The organism is uncultured Winogradskyella sp. (genome assembly GCF_947501905.1).
Classification (GTDB): domain Bacteria; phylum Bacteroidota; class Bacteroidia; order Flavobacteriales; family Flavobacteriaceae; genus Winogradskyella.
The window spans coordinates 318,909-341,344 of sequence record NZ_CANMXL010000004.1; the positions used below are offsets into that span (position 1 = coordinate 318,909).

At 33.8% G+C, this 22,436-nt stretch carries 23 protein-coding genes; 14 read left to right on the plus strand and 9 right to left on the minus strand.

Going from position 1 to position 22,436, the window contains the following annotated elements:
- Positions 1-36: 36 nt before the first annotated feature.
- From Q0770_RS11350 to Q0770_RS11365, 4 genes are all read right to left on the minus strand, one after another.
- Positions 37-627, minus strand: a complete 591-nt coding sequence (locus tag Q0770_RS11350) for a porin family protein (RefSeq protein ID WP_299117024.1) — start codon at positions 625-627, stop codon at positions 37-39.
- A gap of 113 nt (positions 628-740) precedes the next feature.
- Positions 741-1,817 carry an AraC family transcriptional regulator gene (locus Q0770_RS11355; protein WP_299117026.1) on the minus strand — a complete coding sequence of 359 codons (1,077 nt, stop codon included), beginning with the start codon at positions 1,815-1,817 and terminating at the stop codon, positions 741-743.
- A 151-nt stretch (positions 1,818-1,968) separates the two neighbouring features.
- A complete protein-coding gene (locus Q0770_RS11360; RefSeq protein ID WP_299117028.1) occupies positions 1,969-2,988 on the minus strand; it encodes a low specificity L-threonine aldolase in 1,020 nt (339 codons plus the stop codon).
- A complete protein-coding gene (locus Q0770_RS11365) occupies positions 2,988-5,402 on the minus strand; it encodes a zinc-dependent metalloprotease (protein ID WP_299117031.1) in 2,415 nt (804 codons plus the stop codon). The genes Q0770_RS11360 and Q0770_RS11365 overlap by 1 nt, the downstream gene beginning before the upstream one ends.
- A 106-nt stretch (positions 5,403-5,508) precedes the next feature.
- Between Q0770_RS11365 and prfB the strand changes: the two genes are divergently transcribed.
- The 3 genes from prfB to Q0770_RS11380 all read left to right on the plus strand — a co-directional run bounded on the left by prfB (position 5,509) and on the right by Q0770_RS11380 (position 7,433).
- Positions 5,509-6,610, plus strand: a protein-coding gene (gene prfB / locus Q0770_RS11370; protein WP_299117033.1) for a peptide chain release factor 2 whose coding sequence is annotated in 2 segments (ribosomal slippage) — positions 5,509-5,571 and positions 5,573-6,610 — 1,101 coding nt in all. Because the reading frame shifts where the segments join, the coding sequence is not laid out codon by codon here.
- A 17-nt stretch (positions 6,611-6,627) separates the two neighbouring features.
- Positions 6,628-6,969 carry an arsenate reductase (glutaredoxin) gene (gene arsC / locus Q0770_RS11375; RefSeq protein ID WP_299117035.1) on the plus strand — a complete coding sequence of 114 codons (342 nt, stop codon included), beginning with the start codon at positions 6,628-6,630 and terminating at the stop codon, positions 6,967-6,969.
- On the plus strand, positions 6,966-7,433 hold the full coding sequence (locus Q0770_RS11380; RefSeq protein WP_299117037.1) for a hypothetical protein: 468 nt from the start codon (positions 6,966-6,968) through the stop codon (positions 7,431-7,433). Before arsC ends, Q0770_RS11380 begins: the two co-directional genes overlap by 4 nt.
- 9 nt (positions 7,434-7,442) lie before the next feature.
- Here Q0770_RS11380 and Q0770_RS11385 read toward each other — a convergent pair whose 3' ends face one another.
- Together Q0770_RS11385 and Q0770_RS11390 are read right to left on the minus strand one after the other, a co-directional pair.
- On the minus strand, positions 7,443-8,810 hold the full coding sequence (locus Q0770_RS11385; RefSeq protein ID WP_299117039.1) for a serine hydrolase: 1,368 nt from the start codon (positions 8,808-8,810) through the stop codon (positions 7,443-7,445).
- Between the two features lie 89 nt (positions 8,811-8,899).
- The gene (locus Q0770_RS11390) at positions 8,900-9,559 is read right to left on the minus strand and encodes an HAD family phosphatase (RefSeq protein ID WP_299117041.1); all 660 of its coding nucleotides are present in this window, start codon (positions 9,557-9,559) and stop codon (positions 8,900-8,902) included.
- 64 nt (positions 9,560-9,623) lie between these two features.
- On the opposite strand from Q0770_RS11390, the gene Q0770_RS11395 reads away from it, so the two are divergent.
- The gene (locus Q0770_RS11395; RefSeq protein ID WP_299117044.1) at positions 9,624-9,785 is read left to right on the plus strand and encodes a hypothetical protein; all 162 of its coding nucleotides are present in this window, start codon (positions 9,624-9,626) and stop codon (positions 9,783-9,785) included.
- On the opposite strand, the gene Q0770_RS11400 is transcribed toward Q0770_RS11395, so the two are convergent.
- The 3 genes from Q0770_RS11400 to Q0770_RS11410 are packed head-to-tail and all read right to left on the minus strand — an operon-like array spanning position 9,772 to position 13,544.
- A complete protein-coding gene (locus Q0770_RS11400) occupies positions 9,772-10,203 on the minus strand; it encodes a toxin-antitoxin system YwqK family antitoxin (RefSeq protein ID WP_299117046.1) in 432 nt (143 codons plus the stop codon). The genes Q0770_RS11395 and Q0770_RS11400 overlap by 14 nt on opposite strands.
- A gap of 10 nt (positions 10,204-10,213) precedes the next feature.
- A complete protein-coding gene (gene acs / locus Q0770_RS11405; RefSeq protein ID WP_299117047.1) occupies positions 10,214-12,121 on the minus strand; it encodes an acetate--CoA ligase in 1,908 nt (635 codons plus the stop codon).
- A 46-nt stretch (positions 12,122-12,167) separates the two neighbouring features.
- The gene (locus Q0770_RS11410) at positions 12,168-13,544 is read right to left on the minus strand and encodes a sodium:alanine symporter family protein (protein ID WP_299117049.1); all 1,377 of its coding nucleotides are present in this window, start codon (positions 13,542-13,544) and stop codon (positions 12,168-12,170) included.
- Positions 13,545-13,917: 373 nt separating this feature from the next.
- Between Q0770_RS11410 and Q0770_RS11415 the strand changes: the two genes are divergently transcribed.
- The 10 genes from Q0770_RS11415 to Q0770_RS11460 all read left to right on the plus strand — a co-directional run bounded on the left by Q0770_RS11415 (position 13,918) and on the right by Q0770_RS11460 (position 22,229).
- Positions 13,918-15,570 (plus strand): histidine kinase, encoded by a 1,653-nt coding sequence (locus tag Q0770_RS11415; protein WP_299117051.1) that lies wholly within the window; start codon positions 13,918-13,920, stop codon positions 15,568-15,570.
- Positions 15,567-16,304, plus strand: coding sequence for a LytTR family DNA-binding domain-containing protein (locus Q0770_RS11420; RefSeq protein ID WP_299117053.1), 738 nt, complete (start codon positions 15,567-15,569; stop codon positions 16,302-16,304). The genes Q0770_RS11415 and Q0770_RS11420 overlap by 4 nt, the downstream gene beginning before the upstream one ends.
- A gap of 172 nt (positions 16,305-16,476) precedes the next feature.
- On the plus strand, positions 16,477-17,019 hold the full coding sequence (locus Q0770_RS11425) for a hypothetical protein (RefSeq protein ID WP_299117055.1): 543 nt from the start codon (positions 16,477-16,479) through the stop codon (positions 17,017-17,019).
- 103 nt (positions 17,020-17,122) lie between these two features.
- Positions 17,123-17,983 carry a DUF6438 domain-containing protein gene (locus tag Q0770_RS11430; protein WP_299117057.1) on the plus strand — a complete coding sequence of 287 codons (861 nt, stop codon included), beginning with the start codon at positions 17,123-17,125 and terminating at the stop codon, positions 17,981-17,983.
- 703 nt (positions 17,984-18,686) lie between these two features.
- Complete coding sequence (locus Q0770_RS11435) at positions 18,687-19,325, plus strand: DUF1266 domain-containing protein (protein WP_299117059.1); 639 nt, start codon at positions 18,687-18,689, stop codon at positions 19,323-19,325.
- Between the two features lie 9 nt (positions 19,326-19,334).
- Positions 19,335-19,796 (plus strand): hypothetical protein, encoded by a 462-nt coding sequence (locus Q0770_RS11440; RefSeq protein ID WP_299117061.1) that lies wholly within the window; start codon positions 19,335-19,337, stop codon positions 19,794-19,796.
- A 41-nt stretch (positions 19,797-19,837) separates the two neighbouring features.
- Positions 19,838-20,314 carry a hypothetical protein gene (locus tag Q0770_RS11445; protein WP_299117063.1) on the plus strand — a complete coding sequence of 159 codons (477 nt, stop codon included), beginning with the start codon at positions 19,838-19,840 and terminating at the stop codon, positions 20,312-20,314.
- A gap of 15 nt (positions 20,315-20,329) precedes the next feature.
- Entirely contained in the window at positions 20,330-20,914 is a 585-nt protein-coding gene (locus Q0770_RS11450; RefSeq protein WP_299117065.1) for a hypothetical protein, read from the plus strand.
- A gap of 55 nt (positions 20,915-20,969) precedes the next feature.
- Positions 20,970-21,533 carry a hypothetical protein gene (locus Q0770_RS11455; protein ID WP_299117067.1) on the plus strand — a complete coding sequence of 188 codons (564 nt, stop codon included), beginning with the start codon at positions 20,970-20,972 and terminating at the stop codon, positions 21,531-21,533.
- An 87-nt stretch (positions 21,534-21,620) separates the two neighbouring features.
- Positions 21,621-22,229, plus strand: a complete 609-nt coding sequence (locus Q0770_RS11460) for an imm11 family protein (RefSeq protein WP_299117069.1) — start codon at positions 21,621-21,623, stop codon at positions 22,227-22,229.
- Positions 22,230-22,436: the final 207 nt, after the last annotated feature.

The window sequence follows — 22,436 nt, forward strand, 5'->3', positions numbered from 1 at the left end:
TGTCTTGACTTTTCAGAGACAGCCTCTTCTTAAACACTATTTTTTCTTAGTAAAAAAATAACCTATGGATAATTGAAAAACACTATTTCTGTATTTATCTGAAAATCCGTTATCATCATTAATATTAGATAAGCCCAAGTTATATCTAACTCCAAAATGAAGCCCATTATCTAGTTTATAACCCAATCCAAAATTAACGCCAAAATCTAAAGTTTTATAAAGGTCTTTTACATTTATACTTGCATCTGTATCATCATTTTTTGCAGAAAGCAGAAAACCAATTTGTGGTCCTATTTCTAAACTAAATCCTTTTGCTATATAATATTTGCCCATCAAAGGTAAATTTAAATATTCCAACCCAGCAGCTTGGTTATCTTGATTTTGAATTGGCGCAGGTCCTTGAAGTGAATATATAAGCTCTGATTGAAAAGAAAACTTATCCGAAAGTGATAATTCCGCAAGAACTCCAAAATGCAAGTCTATAATATAGCCTGAATCCTCAGAACTCGCTCCAGTAATAGTTGCGACATTTAAACCGCCTTTAATACCAAATTCAAGATTTTTTTGTGCATTAACATTTATTAATCCAAAAACAACTACAATTGCCAATAAAAAAGTACTTCTCATATATTTAAGTTTTAAATTTTACATACCTCAAAAATATGTGCTTTAAAAAGAGTAAAATGTGATTTGTAAGTTAAAGAAGTATCGAAAAAATAAGATTATACAAATCAGGACAGTTATTGTAGCTTTCTAAAAGCACCAGGAGACATATCTAGATGAGTTTTAAATGCATTATAAAAAGCACTTTTTGATTTAAAACCAGCTTCCATACCAATAGCTTCAACAGAATATTTATTGAATTCAGAATTATGAAGTAAATCTTTAGCTGCTCTAATTCTATATTCATTTACAAATTGAATAATGCTTTTATTGAGTTTTCGGTTTATAATCTGTGATAAATACACTTCACTTGTATTTAATCTAGTTGCTAAATCTAAGCGACTCAAAAGAGGATTTTTATACAATTCTTCTTCGTCCATTAGCTTGTAAAGCGCTATAATAATCTTAGAGGATGTCGCTTTATTCAATTCTTTTTTCAGGCTTGAATTGGCTTTTTTTGAAGCTAAAGATTGATGTATTTCATCTTTTTGTGCAACAACTTGAAGTTTAAATACCCCATAGTATAGAACCCACCACATTAAAAAAGAAGTTATCACCCAAAGAAAGCTTGTAATATATTCAGAACTCAAAATATGAAACTCTAAACTAGATAGAAGCCAACATAAAATAATAACTATGATATAAAAGTTTAATCTGAGTAACCAAAGTTTTTTATAACTTGAGGTAGTATCTGATTTTTTTATTAAAACTCTTGCAAAAAGAATTAAAAATGTATTTAACCCAATTGAAAAGAAATGCTTAAAATAAAACATGACATCATCAAAAATAGGGTTATAAAAACCTAAAATTAAATCTGAAAAAGAAATTAAAATTTCAATACCAACTGAGAAGATAAATGGAACATAAAGCCATTTGTACCAATTGCTTTTAAGATATTTATGTTTAATTTGAATTAAAAAATAAGTGAATAAAGTAACTCCTACAAGAAAATCTAACATCATATTGTTAATTATTTCTAACAGTACACTATCCGTTTCAAACCAAGCTGTAAAAATCAAACTTACAATCAAGAAGAGTGATAATGATAAATAGTTATTAGCACGGTTTTTATAAAAAGGTGCTATAAATAGTGAGATACTTATAAAATAACCAACTACCGTACTAGTAATAACTATAATATCTAATAAGGTCATAATTAATATTAACCGTTGAGCAAAAGAATAATCTTAAATAAAAATATATATGTCAGGACATGAAACGAATATACTACACCATATAGTATAATTATTGTTAATTTAAAAAAGCTTCCTAACTATAGATATGGGATTTTTAAACTGTTTTGGTTTAAATAGAGTTTAAGATTTCTAAAACCTTAACATGCATCTCATCTGTATAATCTAGATGCGTCACCATACGCAACTTATTACTACCCATACCAATGATTTTTATACCTTTTTCTGATAAATCATTCTGAAATTGATTGTCATCGATGTGAGATTTTAACTCAAAAATGACAATATTGGTTTCAATAGGCTCAACTTTTTCGACGGCTTCATTTTTAGACAACATCTCTCCTATTTCTTTGGCTTTTTTATGGTCCTCAACCAATCTATCAAAATGATAATCCAAAGCATATAAACCTGCTGCTGCCGCAAAACCAACTTGTCGCATGCCTCCACCCAAAATCTTACGAACTCTGATAGCATTTTTCATCAAATCACTATTACCAATTAAAACTGAACCCATTGGGCAACCCAAACCTTTACTTAAACATACTGAAATTGTATCAAATAATTCGCCATACTGCTTTGGTGTTTGACCATTAGTAATGAGTGCATTCCAAAGTCTTGCGCCATCTAAATGGTAACCTAAATCATGATTTGAAGCTACTTGTCGCAATTTTTTTAGTTCTTCAAAATCCCAACATGCGCCACCACCTTTATTGGTTGTGTTTTCTACAGCGATTAAGGATGTTAATGGGCTGTGATAAAAGTCTGGCGGATTTATAGAGGCTTCCGCTTGTTCTGCTGTAAACATACCACGATGCCCATCAACGAGCTTACAAGAAATTCCACTATTAAAAGAAGCACCACCACCTTCATAATTATAGATGTGTGCATATTTATCGCAAATTATCTGTTCTCCTGGATTGGTGTGTAATTTTAGTGCTGCTTGATTTGCCATACTTCCTGATGGAAAAAATAAGGCTTCATCCATACCAAACATCTCAGCTAATCGCTGCTCAAGAGTATTAATACTAGGGTCTTCTTTATATACATCATCTCCAACTTCTGCGGTTAGCATAGCATCTAACATGCCTTTTGTTGGTTTGGTTACGGTGTCGCTTCTTAAGTCTATTATCATTAGTTAGTTGGATTATAATTACAAATATCACTTCCAATTGGTGAACCATCAGGAATTTTAGGCGATGATTTTAGTTTGAATTTTTCAGGGTGTTCTTTAAATTCATTAATCATTTTTTGATATTGATTTGCATATTCAATGCTACTTTTCTTATTAAAAGCAACTCTTGTTATATTATCAATGGCTTCATTAGCTTTTGCCTTGACTTGAAAATATGATTGATTGTTAACAGCCAAATTCATTAAATATTTTAAAACGTTTGAATTAATTTGATGCTGTATTTCATTCAAATAATTATCACTATGAGATTTCTTAAAAGTATTATCAATAATAATTTCTGCCAGTTCTTCAAAAGATAATTGTTCATCATCTAAACTCTTTTGCAATACTAATCTATTTGCGCGTTGGGGGTGCAATAAAAATCTCAACGTCATATCGCTTGCTGTATCTACCGCACTTAATGGATCAAAAGAAACACCTGTTTTACTAGAAAACGATTCTCTTGAACGCCCATAACCAAAGGCTCTGGGTGGAAACAATTCTAGCTTTTCCTTTGGAATAGCTAAGTTTTTAGCATCAAGTGTACTCAATAAAACATGTAGTGTTTCACCTTGTTGCTTTGCGTCTATCGGTTTAGTTGTAAACTCACCACCATCTTTTACAGCATAGTTATAATCTAATCCGCCAATGACCTTAGTTGCTGCTTCCGTTTGATAGCGATGGTAAAAATACAGTGGTACAAAAACATCCTCTAAAACCGAATACGGTTCGTAACTCTTAATATTATCTTTAGAGAAATTAGCAATGGCTTGCTTTCGCAACTTTAAAACAGCTTCTAACTCTTCAGCTGGTGTTTTTCCGTTATCCCATAAATGTGCTGAAGCATGGGCGCCACCAGAGGCTCTTGCGTCAGCATCTGTAATAAAACGATGCCCAGCAAAAGTTGCCGCTTTCAGTATTTTATTTAATTCGTCTTTTTCACTAGTATTTTTATCAAATTCAGAATAACTATAAGCTACCGTCACTTTGTCCCAATCGCCAATACCTGTAGCATATGCATTACTAAAGTCTATATTTCCGTTTTTGAGTTCAATTTGTGGATGCGGATAATCCATAACCGAAGCGCGATTATTAGCACTAGCAGCGAAGTTATGTGCAAAACCAATAGTATGTCCTACTTCATGAGCACTCAATTGACGAATTCTCGCCAAAGCCATCTCTAACATTGGTTGATAATTATCATCGCTATTAGCAAAAGGTTTATTCATCAACGCCTGTGCTATCATAAAATCTTGGCGAATACGCAAACTTCCTAAGCTCACGTGACCTTTAATAATTTCACCAGTTCTTGGATCTACTACACTTCCGCCGTAGCTCCAACCTCGTGTGCTACGATGCACCCATTGTATAACGTTATATCTGCAATCCATTGGATCCGCATCTTCAGGTAGCATCTTAACCTGAAAAGCATCTTTAAAACCAATAGCTTCATAAGCTTGATTCCACCAACGTGCACCATCTAATAATGCCGAACGAACAGGTTCTGGTGTTCCTGGGTCGAGATAATAAATAATAGGTTCTTTGGCTTCACTGATACTAGCTTCAGGATTTTTCTTTTCTAAGCGATGACGAATTATAAATCGTTTTCTTATATCCTCTTGAATTGGCGTAGCATAATCTAAATAACTCATAGAAATTGCACCACTACGTGTATCAAAAACCCTTGGCTTATAATTACTATCGGGTAATTCTATAAAAGAATGATGTTGCGTAACAGTTACCAAAGACGACGTGGGCGTCACACTTCTCAAATTCCGCCCTGTAGGTTGTCCTTTAAAAGTTAGTAAAGCTTCGAATTCTACATTTTTAGGAAATGCTTTGGTGCGTTCTAATGCCAATGCACTTTTTGAAGCGTCTATTTTATAACTGCCTTCTCCTCGACCTTTTAATCGTCCAGAGACATTGTGCGCATCTTGCATTAAAAATGGTGTGAAATCTATAATATAATTCCCATCTTTTTGTTCTGCTATTTTAAATCCATAAAGCACGGATTTTGCAAAAGCTTGTTCAATACTTTTGCGTTCTAATTCATTATCCGTATTAGCCCGATATCTCAAATTAGGCTGAATTAACAACAATTTATTGCCCGCTTTTTGAAAATACACTACACGCTCATTACCTAACTGACCCCGGTCCAAACCAATATCATTACTACCAACACCCGATGCTAAAGAATTAACATACAAAAACTCTTCATTAAGTTTTTCTACTTTCAAGTAGATTTTATCTGTAGATTCTTCGTAATAAAAATCGAAATAGCCGTCGTAAGATTTAAGTCCCTTTTTATTCAATATTTGAGCTTGAATATTAGAACAGAATAGTAATAGAAGTGTAATACGAAGTGTGGATTTCATAGTCAGTTTTTTAAAGCGACATAAAACTACGGAATTTCTAAAAATTCTATTTAAAAATAACAACACTTTAAGTCATCATCTTATATTTGCATAAATACAAATTTGAATGATTACATCTGATCAAATAAAAAACCTTAATTCCCGTCTCGATGCACTGAGACAGTATCTTTGACTTAGATGCAAAACGCATAGAAATAGCTAACGAAGAGGAGCAGACCTTTGACCCAAATTTCTGGAACGATTCTAAAAAAGCAGAAGCTGTAATGAAATCGCTACGTGAAAAGAAAAGCTGGGTCAACGATTTTGAAGCTGCAGCAACACTTTACGAAGATTTAGAAGTCATCTACGAATTTTTCAAGGAAGATGAAGCACCAATGGAAAATGTTGAAGCACGCTACGATAAGTCCATTAATGCTATTGAAAAACTTGAGTTTAAAAACATGCTTTCTGAAGAAGGCGATAGTTTAAGTGCTGTATTGCAAATCACTGCTGGTGCTGGAGGAACTGAAAGTTGTGACTGGGCAAGTATGCTCATGCGTATGTATATGATGTATGCAGAAAAGAGTGGTTTTAAAATCAAAGAGCTTAACTTACAAGATGGCGATGTTGCTGGCATAAAAACTGTGACATTAGAGATTGAAGGCGATTATGCTTTTGGTTGGCTTAAAGGTGAAAATGGCGTGCATCGTTTAGTTCGTATTTCTCCTTTTGATAGTAATGCCAAACGCCATACGAGTTTTGCTTCGGTATATGTCTATCCATTGGTGGACGATTCTATAGAAATTGATATCAATCCATCTGACATAGAAATAACTACAGCACGCTCAAGTGGTGCTGGAGGACAAAATGTAAATAAGGTAGAAACCAAAGTTCAATTACTACATAAGCCATCGGGGATTCAGATTCAATGTTCCGAAACACGATCACAGCATGATAATCGTGCTCGTGCATTGCAAATGCTAAAATCTCAGCTTTATGAGATAGAACTGCAAAAGCAAATGTCTCAACGCGATGATATTGAAGCTAGTAAAATGAAGATTGAATGGGGAAGCCAAATCAGAAACTACGTCATGCATCCATACAAATTAGTAAAAGACGTACGTTCTGGTCATGAAACTGGAAATGTAGATGCCGTAATGGATGGCGATATCGAACCTTTTTTAAAGGAATATCTTATGATGATGGGACAAAAAGATACGGCACAATAATTGTTAATTAAGAAACGATGATACAAATATTACACAATCCGAGATGCACAAAATCTAGACAAGGCATAGCCTTACTTGAAGACGAAGGACAAACATTTGAAGTCATAAAATATCTAGATAATAATCTTACAATTGCTCAACTCACAGAGATTATTAGTAAATTAGACATTGCACCTTTGGAACTTGTAAGAAAAAATGAAGCTATCTGGAAAAGTGACTTCAAAGGAAAAGAATTAAGTGATTCTGAAATTATTGAAGCCATGGTCAACCATCCAAAACTAATTGAAAGACCAATAGTAATCAATAAAAATAAAGCTGTCATTGGGAGACCAATAGAAGCTATAAAAACAATATTATGAAAAGAGCCTTTATTTTAATCTGCATATTGCTAACAACAGCAACAGCAACAGCCCAATTTGGACGACAAGGTCGTAACAGCAGACTAGGACGTCAGCAACCCGTTACTCCGCCAAATGAAAACCAAAAAGCTAATATTGAAAAAAAGAATGCTGAGCGACAAGCAGAATACATTGAAAATTTCCTTAGTACATTAGAAGCAGATGAGTTTCAAAAAGAAATCGCCAAGCAAACTATGGATGATTACTTTGAAAAAACTAAAGAATTCATGAAAATTCCTTTTGACAGTTCTGTAAAAAGAAAAGATGCCTTTGACCTTTTTAAACAAGAGCATTTTAAAGAATTAAAAACCATGCTGCCTGAGAATGATATCGTGAAGCTTGATGCTTTTCTTGATGGTAAATTTCAAGAAAAAGAAGTCAAAAAGAAAAAGAAAAAACGTAAGAGAAAGAAGAATAAAGATTAAGCTTCATATTTACTCTATTTTTTTACCGGGAATATTCTGACCGCCTTGATGCAAAGTCATACTTTCAACAACTCCTATATCATTTTTATTGAAAGTGACACTAGCATCAACAATTTTTAGAAAAAACTCATTATCAGATGAAGCGTATATTTCAAATTCTTGTTGCCCTGTTGCTTGTGCCGATAATTGCTTGCTATTACGCCTAATGGTAATAAAAAAGTTAGACGCTAATTCATATTTTCCGACGTAACTTTCTAAAACATCTTCAGAAACATTAACAATATCTGGGTATATGCGTTTTACAGGTAGTTTTAACTCAACATCCATTCCTAGCTGTTTTACGCCTACCAAATCAAGACTATGTACAGAATTTGTAAATACAATAACGGCCTTATCAGTTCCTTTTACAAAACCCCCAAAGGATTTATACCCTCCAGTTCCTCCATTATGCCATATAATTGTACCGTCAGCATTATAGTGCCAACCTAAACCAATTCGTAGGTTATTAGTTAAATCTTCATATGCAATTTGATGAGATAAAGCCATAGCTTTATACAAATCTGAATCATCTTTAGTAACATTTGCATTAAAAAACTTAACCATATCACTGCTGGTAGATTTTATAGCTCCAGCACCTGAAAGAACATTTAAATCCCAATTTTTTGTAATTTTTAGCTCAGCATTGTAACCATAAGCTAGGTTGCTTTTCATGTCATCATTAATTACAATGCCTGTCGATTTCATACCTAAAGGGTTTGTAATACGCTCTTTGATTAAGTCTGCATAAGATTTTCCCGTGCTTAACTCTAATATATGACCAAGTAATCCCATACCCAAGTTTGAATATTCATATTGAGCCCCTACATCTCTTGTAAGCTCATAACTATTTAAAAATTCATATAACTCTTTTATAGTATAATCTGCAAAAGGATTTTCTAGATCTTTAGGATTAAAATTTGAAGGCATTCTTGGTAATCCAGATGTATGAGTCGCTAAATCTTTTAATGTAATTTCTCTATTATTACCTTTAACAGCTTTAAAATCTTTAGATAAATATTTAGATATTGGGTCATCTAAACTCATATTTCCTTTTAGAACTTCATCAGCTAGAATAATACATGTAAACACTTTAGATATAGACCCTATTTCATAAACGGAATGTTCATTTACATTACTTCCATTCTCAAGTTTCGTTTTACCATAATTAAAATTAGTTACGACATCGCCTTCCATATATGCCATAGAAATAGATGGAGCATGACCTTCATCAACCATAGACCTTATATAAACTTTTATGTCGTCATGTACTTCCTTTTCTTGACTAGATGAGATTTGAAAAGACGTAATTATAAAAATAATCAAGCAGAGGTTTTTCATAATATTCGAGTTATATATGTATGACGAAAAATTAACTAATTGGTTACATCTAAGGTAACTATATTAATTTAAGAAAAATGAAACTAGAATTAATTCAGAAACTCTATGGCTTTTGTATATGCAATCTCTTTATAATCAGTAACTATGATATCCGCTAAGCTATAGTCTTGATGTGATGAGTGTGGACTTTTAAAACCTGCACAAAAAACACCAGCAGCATTAGCTGCTTTAATTCCGTTTGTAGAATCTTCAATGACCATACATTCCGTTTTTTTAAACCCTGTATGTGCTGCCGCTTTTATAAATATCTCTGGATGTGGCTTGGATTGTTTTAAATCTGCACCACTAAACTTTCCCATGAAATATTGGTTTAAGTCAAACCGTTCAAAAATGCGATTGATATTAGGCATAGATGCAGAAGAAGCTACTACGAGTTTAATATTATTTGCATGGTAATCTTTAATCAAGTCCAAAACCCCATCAATTAACCTTAAATCTGTATCATTTTCAAATAAATACTTAAAATGATGACGCTTTTGTTTTACAAGATATTCAGGTGAAAAACTTAAACTAAAGTGGTTAACTAAACGCTTGCATATATTTATGGTAGATTGCCCAGTAAATGATGCATACAAATCTTCGTCTACAGTAATGGCTACATCAGAAAACATTTTAAAATAGGCTTTTCTATGCAATGGCTCCGTGTCTACAATAACACCATCCATATCAAATAATACTGCTTTAAGCATAATCTATTTATATTGCTAAATAAAAAGCCGAAATTAGTAATATTAAACGGTATCTAAATATATAATGGCCAAAAAAGGACAAGAAAAAAACACAAAAAACAAAGCGAAGCATAGCCGTCTTGTAGCTCAAAAAAAGAATAAGAAAAAGCAAGAGGCTGAGTTACGTAAAGAACGTTTAAAAGCTATTATCAAAAAAGCGAATAACAACACATCTAATGAGAGCTAATTAGTTCATCATCCTCATAAATTAAGGTTTTATAGATTTCATTCTTTTCATTGTAGATAAGCCACTCACCTGTTTTTAATCCTTTAGATGTTAAAAAGCCTTTTTTAGATATATTTCCTTCTTCGTCATACTTGTAAACTTGCAATCTATCACTACCATCTAACATATAAATAGATGCAATGATGTTGCCATTTTCTGAATATTCTTTCTTCTGTACAATAAACCCATCTATGTAATTGGCAATAACTTTTGCTTCACCGTTTTTATGATAAGACACATACTCACCTATTCTTTTCCCATCTAATAACTGACCTTTTTCAGAAACACTCCCATCTTTAAAATAATTTGTGAAAGATTCTTGAGATTCTGCTTTAAAAAGCACAAAGACAACTAAAATTAAGCCTAATAAATGTTTCATGATTTTTAGATTAAATAGCATTATTGATAATCTCATCAACCACTTCAGGATTTAGTAAGGTACTAATATCTCCTAACTGATCTGCTTCATTGCAGGCAATCTTCCTTAAAATGCGACGCATAATTTTACCCGAACGCGTTTTTGGTAAACCGTTTGTAAACTGAATCTTATCCAGCTTCGCAATTGGTCCAATTCTATCCGTGATTAACTGATTAATTTCTTTACGCAGATTATCATGGTCTCTATTTTCGCCACTATCTTTTAATGTCACATAACCATATAAGGCATTGCCTTTAACATCATGCGGAAAGCCTACAATAGCAGACTCTGCAACAGCTTGATGCTCATTTATAGCATCTTCAATAGGCGCTGTACCTAAATTATGACCAGAAACAATAATCACATCATCTACGCGACCCGTAATACGGTAATACCCAACTTCATCTCTTAACGCACCATCTCCAGTGAAATACATGTTCTCAAATGCTGAAAAATACGTGTCTTTATAACGTTGGTGATTTCCCCAAATGGTTCTCGCCATAGATGGCCATGGATATTTTATACACAAACGACCATCCACCTGATTATCGCCAAGTTCTTTTCCATTTTCGTCCATTAACACAGGTTGAATCCCTATAAATGGTAATGTCGCATAGGTGGGTTTTGTTGGCGTAGAAAACGGAATAGGTGTTATCATAATACCGCCAGTTTCAGTTTGCCACCAGGTATCTACAATTGGGCTTTTTTTCTTACCAATATTTTCGTTATACCAATGCCAAGCTTCTTCATTTATGGGCTCTCCAACGGTACCTAATACTTTAAGCGATGATAAATCGTGTTTCTCAACAAGCTCAGTACCATGTTTAGCTAAAGCTCTTATTGCTGTTGGTGCGGTGTAAAATTGGTTGACCTTATGCTTCTCTACAATGTCCCAAAAACGACCAAAATCAGGATAACTTGGTACACCTTCAAACATCACGGTTGTAGCACCATTAGCTAATGGTCCATAAACAATATAACTGTGACCTGTAATCCAGCCTATATCTGCGGTACACCAATACACATCATTTTCTCTATAATCAAATACGTTTTTAAAGGTATATGCTGAATATACCATATAACCCGCTGAAGTATGCAACATACCTTTTGGCATTCCTGTTGAACCAGACGTGTATAAAATAAATAATGGATCTTCTGCATCCATGATTTCTATCACGCAATCCCCATAAGCATCATCCAAAAGTGGTTGTAACCAATGATCACGACCAGTCTTCATATTAATATCAGAATTAATACGCTTGGCGACTAATACAGCATCTACACCAGGACAATCTTCTAAAGCGTCATCAACAATACCTTTTAAATCTATAGTTTTTGCACCACGATAAGAGCCGTCTGATGTAATCACCATTTTGGCATCACAATCGTTAACTCTGGTCGATAATGCTGTGGCAGAAAAGCCGGCAAACACTACTGAGTGAACCGCACCAATTCTTGCACAAGCCAAAACAGATATTGCCAATTCTGGAATCATGGGTAGGTATATACAAACACGGTCGCCTTTTTGTATGCCTTTACTCTTTAAAACATTAGCAAACTTGCACACACGCTCGTGTAACTGCTTATAGGTAATATGTTCAGCTGATGCATTTGGGTCGTTAGGTTCAAATAAAATAGCGGTCTTATCACCACGGGTACTTAAATGACGGTCAAGACAATTTTCAGTAACATTAAGCTGCGCTCCTTCAAACCATTTGACCTCTGGCTTTGTAAAATCCCAACTCAGCACATTGTGCCATTTTTTCCGCCATGTAAAATGTTCTTCGGCTATTTCTTCCCAGAACACTTCAGGGTTTTCAATAGATTTTCGATACACCTGAAAATATTCTTCAAAACTTTTAATGTGGTAATTACTCATGATTAAAGTGCTTTCTGCTTAAAATAGGATTTGAAATTATAAAAAATTACTCGTTTTTCAGTTTATTGAAATACAATTTAGACGCTGTAATGACTTTAGGTGCTAAAATTATAGTTGCTAACATCGTAGGTATGGCCATCAATGCAAACACACCATCAATAAGATTAATCATCATATCTAAGGTTGTTGTTGCACCAATGAGAATACTTATAATATAGAAATAGTTGTAATAATGCTTCTTATTTGCTCCAAATAAAAAGGACATACATTTTGTACCATAATACGAATAGGAGAATAAAGAACTCATACTAAATACTGTAATACAAACTAATAAACCATATTTACCATAAACTGGCATTGCGTCTGCAAATGCAGATGCTGTTAGGCTTACACCGTTATTATCTGTAGTTTCCCAAACCCCTGTAACTAAAATAGCCAAAGCCGTAAGTGTACAAACAATTAGGGTGTCTATTGCAGGCCCTAACATGGCGACTAAGCCTTCACGTACTGGTTCATCCGTTTTTGCAGCACCATGTGCCATTGGCGCTGTTCCGATACCAGCTTCATTAGAAAAGGCACCACGTTTAATACCGTGTAAAATTAAAGCGCCAAGCACACCACCCATAAATGTTTGGTCATCTGGAAAATAATTGGCCTGAAAGGCATCCGTAAAAATCAACTTTAAATAATAGCCTAAAACCTCGCTATGACTCACTAAAATAACCACTACCAATATAAAGTATAGAAAGACCATACTTGGTACTAAACGACTAGCTACAGTACCAATACGCTTTATCCCACCAAGAATAACTAAACCGGTAATGCATATAAGTACAAGGCCTATGACAATATTTGTTGTCGTCGTTACAGTGACACCATTAGGGGCTAGCAAAATATCATTTACAGCTTGTGTTAATTGGTTAACGTTAAATACAGGTAAAGCGCCAACCATACCGCATATACTAAAAAATACGGCTAATGGTTTCCAATGTTTACCTAAACCTTCTACTATAAAATACATAGGGCCGCCTTGAACTACGCCAGCACTATCTTTGCCACGATATAAAATAGATAAGGTAGACGTAAAGTATTTGGTACTCATACCAATCACTGCACTGACCCACATCCAAAACACTGCTCCTGGCCCGCCAACTGCTATAGTTACTGCAACACCAGAGATATTACCCATACCAACGGTAGCAGATAATGCTGTTGTTAAAGCCTGAAAATGCGAAATCTGTCCTGGGTCGTTGGGGCCATCGTATTTACCACGTAAGACTTGTATGGCATGACCTAGATATCTAAAGGGTAGAAATTGTGAACGAATGATTAAGTACAAACCGCCACCAATTAAAATAATAAGCAATGGCAAACCCCAAGCTAGGGACGAAAATTCTTTTAAAACAGTGTTAAGTTTTTCCATGAATGCTAAAAATACAAAACCTACTAAGAGGAAACAATTTTTGCTAAAACACGTAGTTTTATGCATTGACTTTATGGTATTAAAAGTCTAACTACACTTATATAATTTATAAACTTAATTAAAACTAAGCTTATCTTAATATTGAAGCACATTCAGCTAAAGCTGACCAAAATCGCTACGTACTATCTCTTTCATTACAGTATTCAGACCACTTATTACTTCGCAATAGCATAAGCCTTATTCCAATACTATTTTTGTTAAGGACTCAAAGTTTTCCTTAACTAATCGATTAATATTCATGAGACACTGTTTTCACATAGCGATTAATTTCTTTAAAAAGAAACCCTATTACCTCCTAATCATTATTTATTTTATGAATATACATTTTTCTGTTGCACAAAATGAGCTTTCAGAAAAACTTGAAAAATTATATGATGATGATCAGTATCAAGAAATAATAACGATTCTTGATAAAAAAGATAGTTTGACTATTAGGGAGGAAATTTATTATGCCCGTTCTCTTGGCAGGCTTGCGCAGTTTTCTAATGGGTTAATCTTATCTAATAAAATAATAGAAAAATGTATCAAAAATAAAGACACTTCCAACTTGGTAATAGCCTATAATTTAAAAATTGAAAATCTCACTGATTTAAGACAAACAGAAGAAGGCTTAGCATTTTATAACGAAATACTACCCGTTTTTAGGAAGCAAGACTCAGTACAATTTCAGCTATTATGTTTTAAAATAGGCGCATTGTACTTATTAAAAAAAGACTACCAAAAGGCATATGAGACATATAATAGAATAACCATAAAGAAATATAAAGAACTGGGGGTTTATTTAAATAATTATGGCACTATTTTATTTGAATTAAAAAAATGGGATGAGGCGTTACCCTTTTATAAAAAAGCATTAGCTCAAAAAAGGAAAATTGGAGATTTGTATTCACATGACATCTATTTTTCCAATATAGCGCTTGTATACTTGAAAAAAAACATGTTGGGCAAAGCCAAAGTATATTTGGATTCTGCAACTAATGTAAAAGAAAGATATAAAACCCTACATAGTAAAAAAGCACTGTACGGAGCATACAGTAGCTTTTACAACCTAAAAGGAGATATAGGAACTGCAGCAGAATATTTAGATTCTATCTCATTAATTAACAATCAAATATTTGATAAAAAACTAAATGAAAAGCTAAATGAACTAGAAGCATTAAACATTAGGGAAAATTCATTAAAACAGAAAGTTAAAATAATTGACAATGAACTTAGTGTTTTACAGAAACAAAAATTATATATTATTATCGGTGTTTTATTACTAACACTAATCTTGGGGTCTTTTATTTTTTTATTAAGAATACGGCACATAAAATCAAAGAGTCAAAACATTATCACCGAGCAGAAACTATTGCGCTCGCAAATGACGCCCCACTTTATCTTTAATTCGCTTTCTGTTTTACAAGGAATCATATTAAATAAGGAAGAAAAGAAGGCAACATCATACTTATCAAAATTTTCAAAATTGTTACGGCAAACCTTAGAAAACTCCCGTGGCCAAAACGTAACCCTGCACCAAGAAATAAAAACAATTGAACACTATCTGGCACTGCAAAATTTGGGAATCTCTGAACCTGTCAACTATACCATCACTATTGAAAAAAATATAGACCCCGTGCGTTTTTACATTCCGCCAATGCTCATACAACCCTTTGTAGAAAATGCAGTTGAACATGCCTTCGTAAATAAATTAGACAATAAGACAATTCACATTCACATAAAACACCATGACAAATCGTTGGTCTGTACCATCATCGATAATGGTATTGGTATCGACTCACACCAGCAAAACAAAAGTCAGAACAAAAAATCGTTAGCAACTACTATAACTTCAGAACGCTTAAAACTGCTTGCAAAAAATTTTAATACAAAAGGTGGTATTACAGTGGAAGACAGAAAAAAATTTAATGAGCAAGGCACTGTAGTTACTCTAATAATCCCCCATAGAATTGATAGTATATCATGAAAGCATTAATAGTAGAAGACAAAGCATACATTAGAAAAGGCCTCCTTAATCTCTTAGACCTGGTAGACACTGAAGTTCAGGTTATAGGTGAATGCGAATCTGTAAAAGAGGCACTTATAGTGAGTAACACTTGTAAGCCAGAGCTAGTTTTTTTAGATATCAATCTTACAGACGGTACGGCATTCGATTTTTTAGAACAAGTCAAAAACATAACGTTTAAAATTATTTTTATCACAGCCCACGAAGAGTATGCTTTGAAAGCGTTAAAAATTGGAGCTGTAGATTACCTGTTAAAACCTGTGGATATTGATGAGCTTCAAAATGCACTCAAAAAACTCAATAACTTACCCATTATATTACAAAAAGAGCAAATTCAATCCGCAAAAAATTTGTGGAATGACCCTGGCAGCAAACTAATCTTATCGTTACAAGAGAGTTTTCAGGTCATAGATCTTAATGAACTAGTATTTTGTGAGTCGGACAAAGGATATACCACTTTTCATTTAAACAATGGTAAAAAACATCTGGCCTCTAAATCTTTAAAAGAGTTTGAAGCCCAACTGAATAACGCTTCGTTTACCAGACCGCATCGCTCATTTATGGTAAACCTAAAGTTTATTGACAAATATGATAAGTCCGGGGTTATTCATTTAAAGAATGGAAAAAAGATACCAGTCTCATCCCGTAAGAAGGATCACTTCCTGAATCAGTTTTTAAATTGGGATAAAAGTTAGATATTTCCTTCCCATTAACAATGATTTATATACCTAGTGTAGGTAAGCACTAATTTCTTCAAGTTATGCATTTATGCATTGATATTGGACGAAAATAAATTGTCTATTTCCTAATCGACCCCTCGTACATACTTTTAAACCTAATAATTAATTAACAAAACACTATAGAAAAATGATGAACAAAATAATCATTTTATTATGCTTCTTGTCCTTGTTTTTTTTGACGTCATGTGACAATGATGATGATTCCTCATTTAGTAGTACACCAAATGCGCGCATTGATAAAATTATTTTTACGAATATTCCAGTTTTTACGAACACGAAACCATCAGAATATAACTATTTTAGTATAGTTACTGATTTTAATTCATCTAGAAATTATTCGAATGAAGTTATTAGTTTAAAAGATGAATTAATATATGACGAAACAATAGGGCTAGTCAACAATTTAATTTTCACATATGATGATTACATAATTCCCTCAAATAGTAGCCGTTTACTACAGACAAATATTTTATTTGGTGCGTCTTCTACAGACTATGTTAATGACCTAGACAACTTAGTGAATATAAATCTCGCAGACATCTATGAATTTGATAGTGCTGAAACTTTTGAAAAGTCTTATACTATTGAAATAACTTCATCAAATACAATACTAGATAATTCTGAAGGTAATTACGAATTGACGATTCATGGTACGTTTATTTATGACTAGTCTTTAATTTCATGATTAATGTAACAGCTACTACGCTATTTTAAACTATAGATCAAGGTTAGGTGATATTAAAACCGCAATACAATGATACTATAAACATCGCATGAAACAAAAAATTAAAATGACCTTGCCAAAAGCCATACTATCTATCCTAGTTATATCGATTGGGCATAAGATGCACACTCAAGGTTTCACAACCTTCGGAGACACATCTTGGGCAACGTATGATCCGAGGGCCTATCCCGAATTAAACAAGTTTGAGAGTTTTGACATGGTGTTGATTCCTCACGAAAGAATTGTACCAAGACCAGAACTTGAGCTATCACGATCCAAACCCAAAATACTATACCGTAACGGAACCTTTGATGATTGGAATGTGTTATTCTGCGACAGGTTAAAGACAATACCGACTTCGGGAAAATGGAAAGTTGACGATCATGGAAGTCTTGAGGTTCAAATCAAGACGGTGGGCAGTAATTCTGAATTCAAAAGAGGAGAAACGATACACTATCAGACTCAAAAAATAAACGACACGCTGATCATTGCCAATAGATACGAACATGCGAAAGCTCCAAAAATAAAGGAAATCCATTTTAGAACAAGTGGTTGCGAAGGAACTTGCCCCATGATGGAATTAAAAGTTCTAGAACCACCCAATGCAAGATCAACACTACATGCGTTTGCATTCAATTTGAAGTTAAAAGGCCATTACTCTGGAATTATAACATCTAGTGAGTTTGACAAGATCACAAACTTGATCAACGGGCTTAACCTGGATATGTACAACTTTTATACTACTGAGGTTTCTTGCCAAGAAAGGTATCTGCTTGAAATTACATTCACCGATAGCAGGCGTATTCTCGTTAGCGATTATGGCCATTCTTCCGGGAGTGAAGGCCTGGAGAAGTTATATCAAACGTTATTAGATCTGCGTTTCAGTCAAAGTTGGAACAAGAAAGAATAAAATGGTCACAGCAAGGAGATATATAAAGTCGTTTGAAGACACATCCATAAACGCTGCCTGGAACAAAAAAACTAAATGAACGATCATCGAAAGATCATATTTGTTCTGAGCATAACATCTGCGCTACCTATGGCTTGGATGATCGTGCTCTATCTGTTCACCCTTCTCAGCACCATTCAATTGGGGCACTTCCCAGTGCCATCTGTCGATGACCCTAAACGGCTAGGGTTGTATGTGCTCTACTATATTGTGTTCTTTAGTTTTTTCGTAATAGTCTTTGGGATCATCCTATGGATAGTTAGCGTTTTTATTTTCAGATAACATAACATGGCAATGCCAAAAGGATATCTAGTGCTATTCCTGTTGGAAATGATGGCATTGGCCTTTCAGATACTTGCAGACCCGTTTCGAATCAATCATTGGTATCTGGATTAATGAAAAGTCATAAAACTGAAAAAGGACAGCGGCAAACAAGCAATATGAACGCAACAGGTGTTTGTATATGAGTTATCACACATTAAAAACAACTAGAATAAAATGAAAGCACAAATAGTTGATAAACACAAATTTCTTCAAGTTCTGCATTTATGCATTGATATTATGCGAAAATAGATTGCCTATTTCCCGGTCTATTGTTCATATATACTTTTAAGCTTGATAATGAATTAAAAGATATTCTTAAACACATATTTAATTAACATACATGAAAACTTTACAACATCTTACAAAAGCAACCTTTGTATTATTATGTTTAACATTACCCTTACTTCAATCCTGTGGTTCAGAACCTGAAACTATAGAAGACCAGCAGTTAAGTAGTTTTATGGTTGGTGGCATCTATTTTATAAATGGCTATGGCGGAACCAATGCCGTGAGCACTATGATGCAAAGTGCTGGATATACCACAAACAAACAACTAGTAAACGGTTATAAAGAAATATTCGAATTCCCATTTGAATCATCTCAAGCTTCTGGTATAAAAAGCATGTTTAGCTCTATGTGGGATATTTCTAACAAAAATGATTTGTTAGAGACTATTGAAGATTTAAAAACAAGAGAGCACCCCTATAAGGCTTGGGATTATGCCAGAATTGTAAATAATGCTTGTATGGGATATGCTACAGGTTGGCTTACTAAAGACGAAGTAATAAATATCAACAAAGAAGTGCTACCCTTAGCTCAAGAAAAATTTAAAACCTGGGAAGAATTCTATACCAATTATAACAAAGGGAGAATAGACTGGAATCCAGATGATGAACAGGGAGAATCCTTCGAAAAAATTGCCAGCACCATTACTACTTATAATAACTCTATTTACAAAATACTACCCTTAAATAAATAATTAGAAACCATGAAAGTAACAACATTTAATGCTACAGACCACCCAAAGATTGAAGATATAGAAAAGGTTCTTACAGATAAACTGGGTGATACATACAAGTATAAGACCAATAAAAAGGCCACAAGTTTGGTGGGTAAAATGGCGGGAGGCTCAAAGCGAGATAGTGTTACGGTCATTAAAAACGCCTACCACAGAACGGTTGTGAGTGTAGAAACCTTTAACGACCACACATCAGAGTCTGGAAAGCGTACCAATATCTATTTTTCTGAAGATACATTGGCAGGCTGGCTAGCCTTTTTAAATAAAGAAGCTGGTTTTTTAGGAAGAATTATCATTAGACTCATTTACGGCAATGGAGGTGGTTTTTACCAAGAGGTAGAACAAGTAGTAAAAACCAATATAAACGGTAAAGACGAAACTGTAGAAGTAGGCTTGAGTACCTTATTTAAGAAGAAGAAGAATCAACAATAACCGATAGGTGACTTACACCCAGTATAATAAATCAAAACCAAATGAAAGAACAATTCAAATACAAACCAGGAATCAAGTCCATATTTTTAAACCTTTTATGTGTAATAGGTGGCACCTATATTTTCTATTATGGAGGTATCAGGGCCACATGGGGTACGGGAAAAACTGCAAATATCATCATGATAATTTGCGCACTTTGGACCATTTACTTCATTTATGCCCTCTTTAAAAATTACAAAGAGCTTACTAGCGATAAGGCGTTTATAGAAGTAAACGATCAATCTTTAATTGTTACCGGTAAAGCTATTCCGTGGAAAGATTTTACCCACTTTAAAACCATTCCTAATTCTGAAAACCGCAGCAGCGAATTATTTGCCTATGATTATCAAGTTAATGGCTCAAGAAAAACAGGGCAATTGGATTCAGATAAATTTCAATCAAAGCATCGATTTAATGAATTTATAAAACTCGTGGAACTCCAATCAGGAATAGAAGTTACAGATGTATTTGATGAATAATTTTAAAATTAATATATGAAAACAGTACGATTAACCCTAATGATACTTACAGTTGCACTAGTCTCATGCTCCGGCATCGGATCTTCAATCAAACTATCAGATGCATCGAGTACGGCTAATATTGAAAAAATACTATCCGAAAGTTTCGATGGCGATGCTGAAGTCTATGACTTTACACTCTATGCGGGTATATTGGAAGATGAGCTAAAAAACATCAACAGAATTTACAAGCATAAAAATACTTTTTTCTGGCAAGAATACTATGTTTCCAGTGGTGGATTTGACGACCCAATTAAGAAAGTGGATGCACCTTATCTGAAGAAAACACCTTTTAAAATTAGTGATATAGATGTATCTATTATTCCAGTTAAATACCAAGAAGCCCTAGCGCTCTTAAAGGAAAAAGAATTGTTTGACGAAAATAAAACATATTATCTGAACAACTGGGTATTTACTTCAGACAGAGATGGGGCTATAATATCCACTTTTACCATCCAATACAGAGTAGGTTCGGTAAGCACGGGAAGACAAACTGAGATCACTTACGACGATTTCTCTTTTAGTGTTAATTCCAGCAACGAACTTAAACAAATAAACTAGAGCGATGAAAAAAATAACCATCAAGATCATCCATCTTTTCATATTCACTTTACTGATGAGTTGTGGCGAAAACACCGCTTCTAAAATTGCTTTAGAGACTAATGAGGGTATTGTAGGACTTAAATCTTTAATAGAAAAAGAATTTGGACTTGACAAAAAGGCACACACACTAAGTATTTCAATGAAGGGTAGGACTTCAAGTGACATAGACCAGATTACGATATTCTTTACAGAAAATAATAAAGATGGTATGTGGTTTTATTCGATGTCTACAGCACAGCTTTTAAAGCCCGAGCCTACCGATAGTACAGAGCCAGAAGTAAAAATGAAGGCACTAAGCGAGTTTACCATAGAAGCAATTCCCTCATATTATGATCAGGCAATTGCAATGATCGAAAAAGAGACCAACGAGTTTACAAATTTCAGAATAAACAGTTATGACTTGAACATTGAAAAAAACCCCAATACAATCACACACCGTTTTACCTTATTGGCAGACAAAACAGACAACAAGACCAGTTACTACGGTACTAGATTAGAGGGTAATGTTTTTAGTTTCAAATTCGCAACAGATGAAAATGGAACTCTTAAATGTTCAAAAGGATTAGACGCATTCTAAAGAGAAAATGGCGAGAGGTAACTCTATGTATTCGAAAAATTAAAGAGAGACACAAAGTACTGAACTCAAAATCAATATAACAAAAAAATGTATAATTTATTAGAAATCAATATAATAGACGAAAAAAAACACTACTTGCTAAAAGGTAGTCTTTATGATAATGCACAAAAGGAAGTAGGTAAAATATTTGATGATGGAACCATTCATGCAGACATGAATAGTCCATATAAATTAATATTAGATGAATCAGACTCACTGATTAAAAATAGGACATCTACAGATATGATTGCTACGTCTGTAATAAGTGCAGGACTCTTGTTTTTAATATCTCCAAAAGCTCAAGATTTGCTATTAGAACTAGCTTCTAATGACATAGAAATGTATGAAGTGGAAATACAAGGGAATGATTTTGAATTGAACGATTACAAGATTGTAAAAATCTTAGATAAAGTTGATTGTGTTGATTTGGAAAAATCTGATGTTGATTACGATGAAGATTTTGATTCGATTGATAGTGCCGAAGAAATCGTACTAGACGAAAGCAAGATACCCATAGGAAAACAACTTTTCCTTTTAGGTAAGCGATCGACCGGAATAATTGTAGTTCATGAAAATTTAAAACGTGCCATAGAAGAAGCAGACCTTACAGGTTTTCAATTCTGGGGTTTAGATGAAGCGTATCAAGTAATTTCTTAAGTAAGTATTAGAACAATTAGAGTAAAATGGGAGCACGATTAGAGAGTTTAAAGATAGGTAGCCCATCAAAAACTGAGAACTCATATATAAACTCTAGCGTAGATGAAAATAACAATCGACAATACAATAACCGTTAATCAATACTTTGATGACAAACACAAAGAGCCCAGAGATCTGGCTTTTTGTAACGAAAAAATAGTGCTCCTG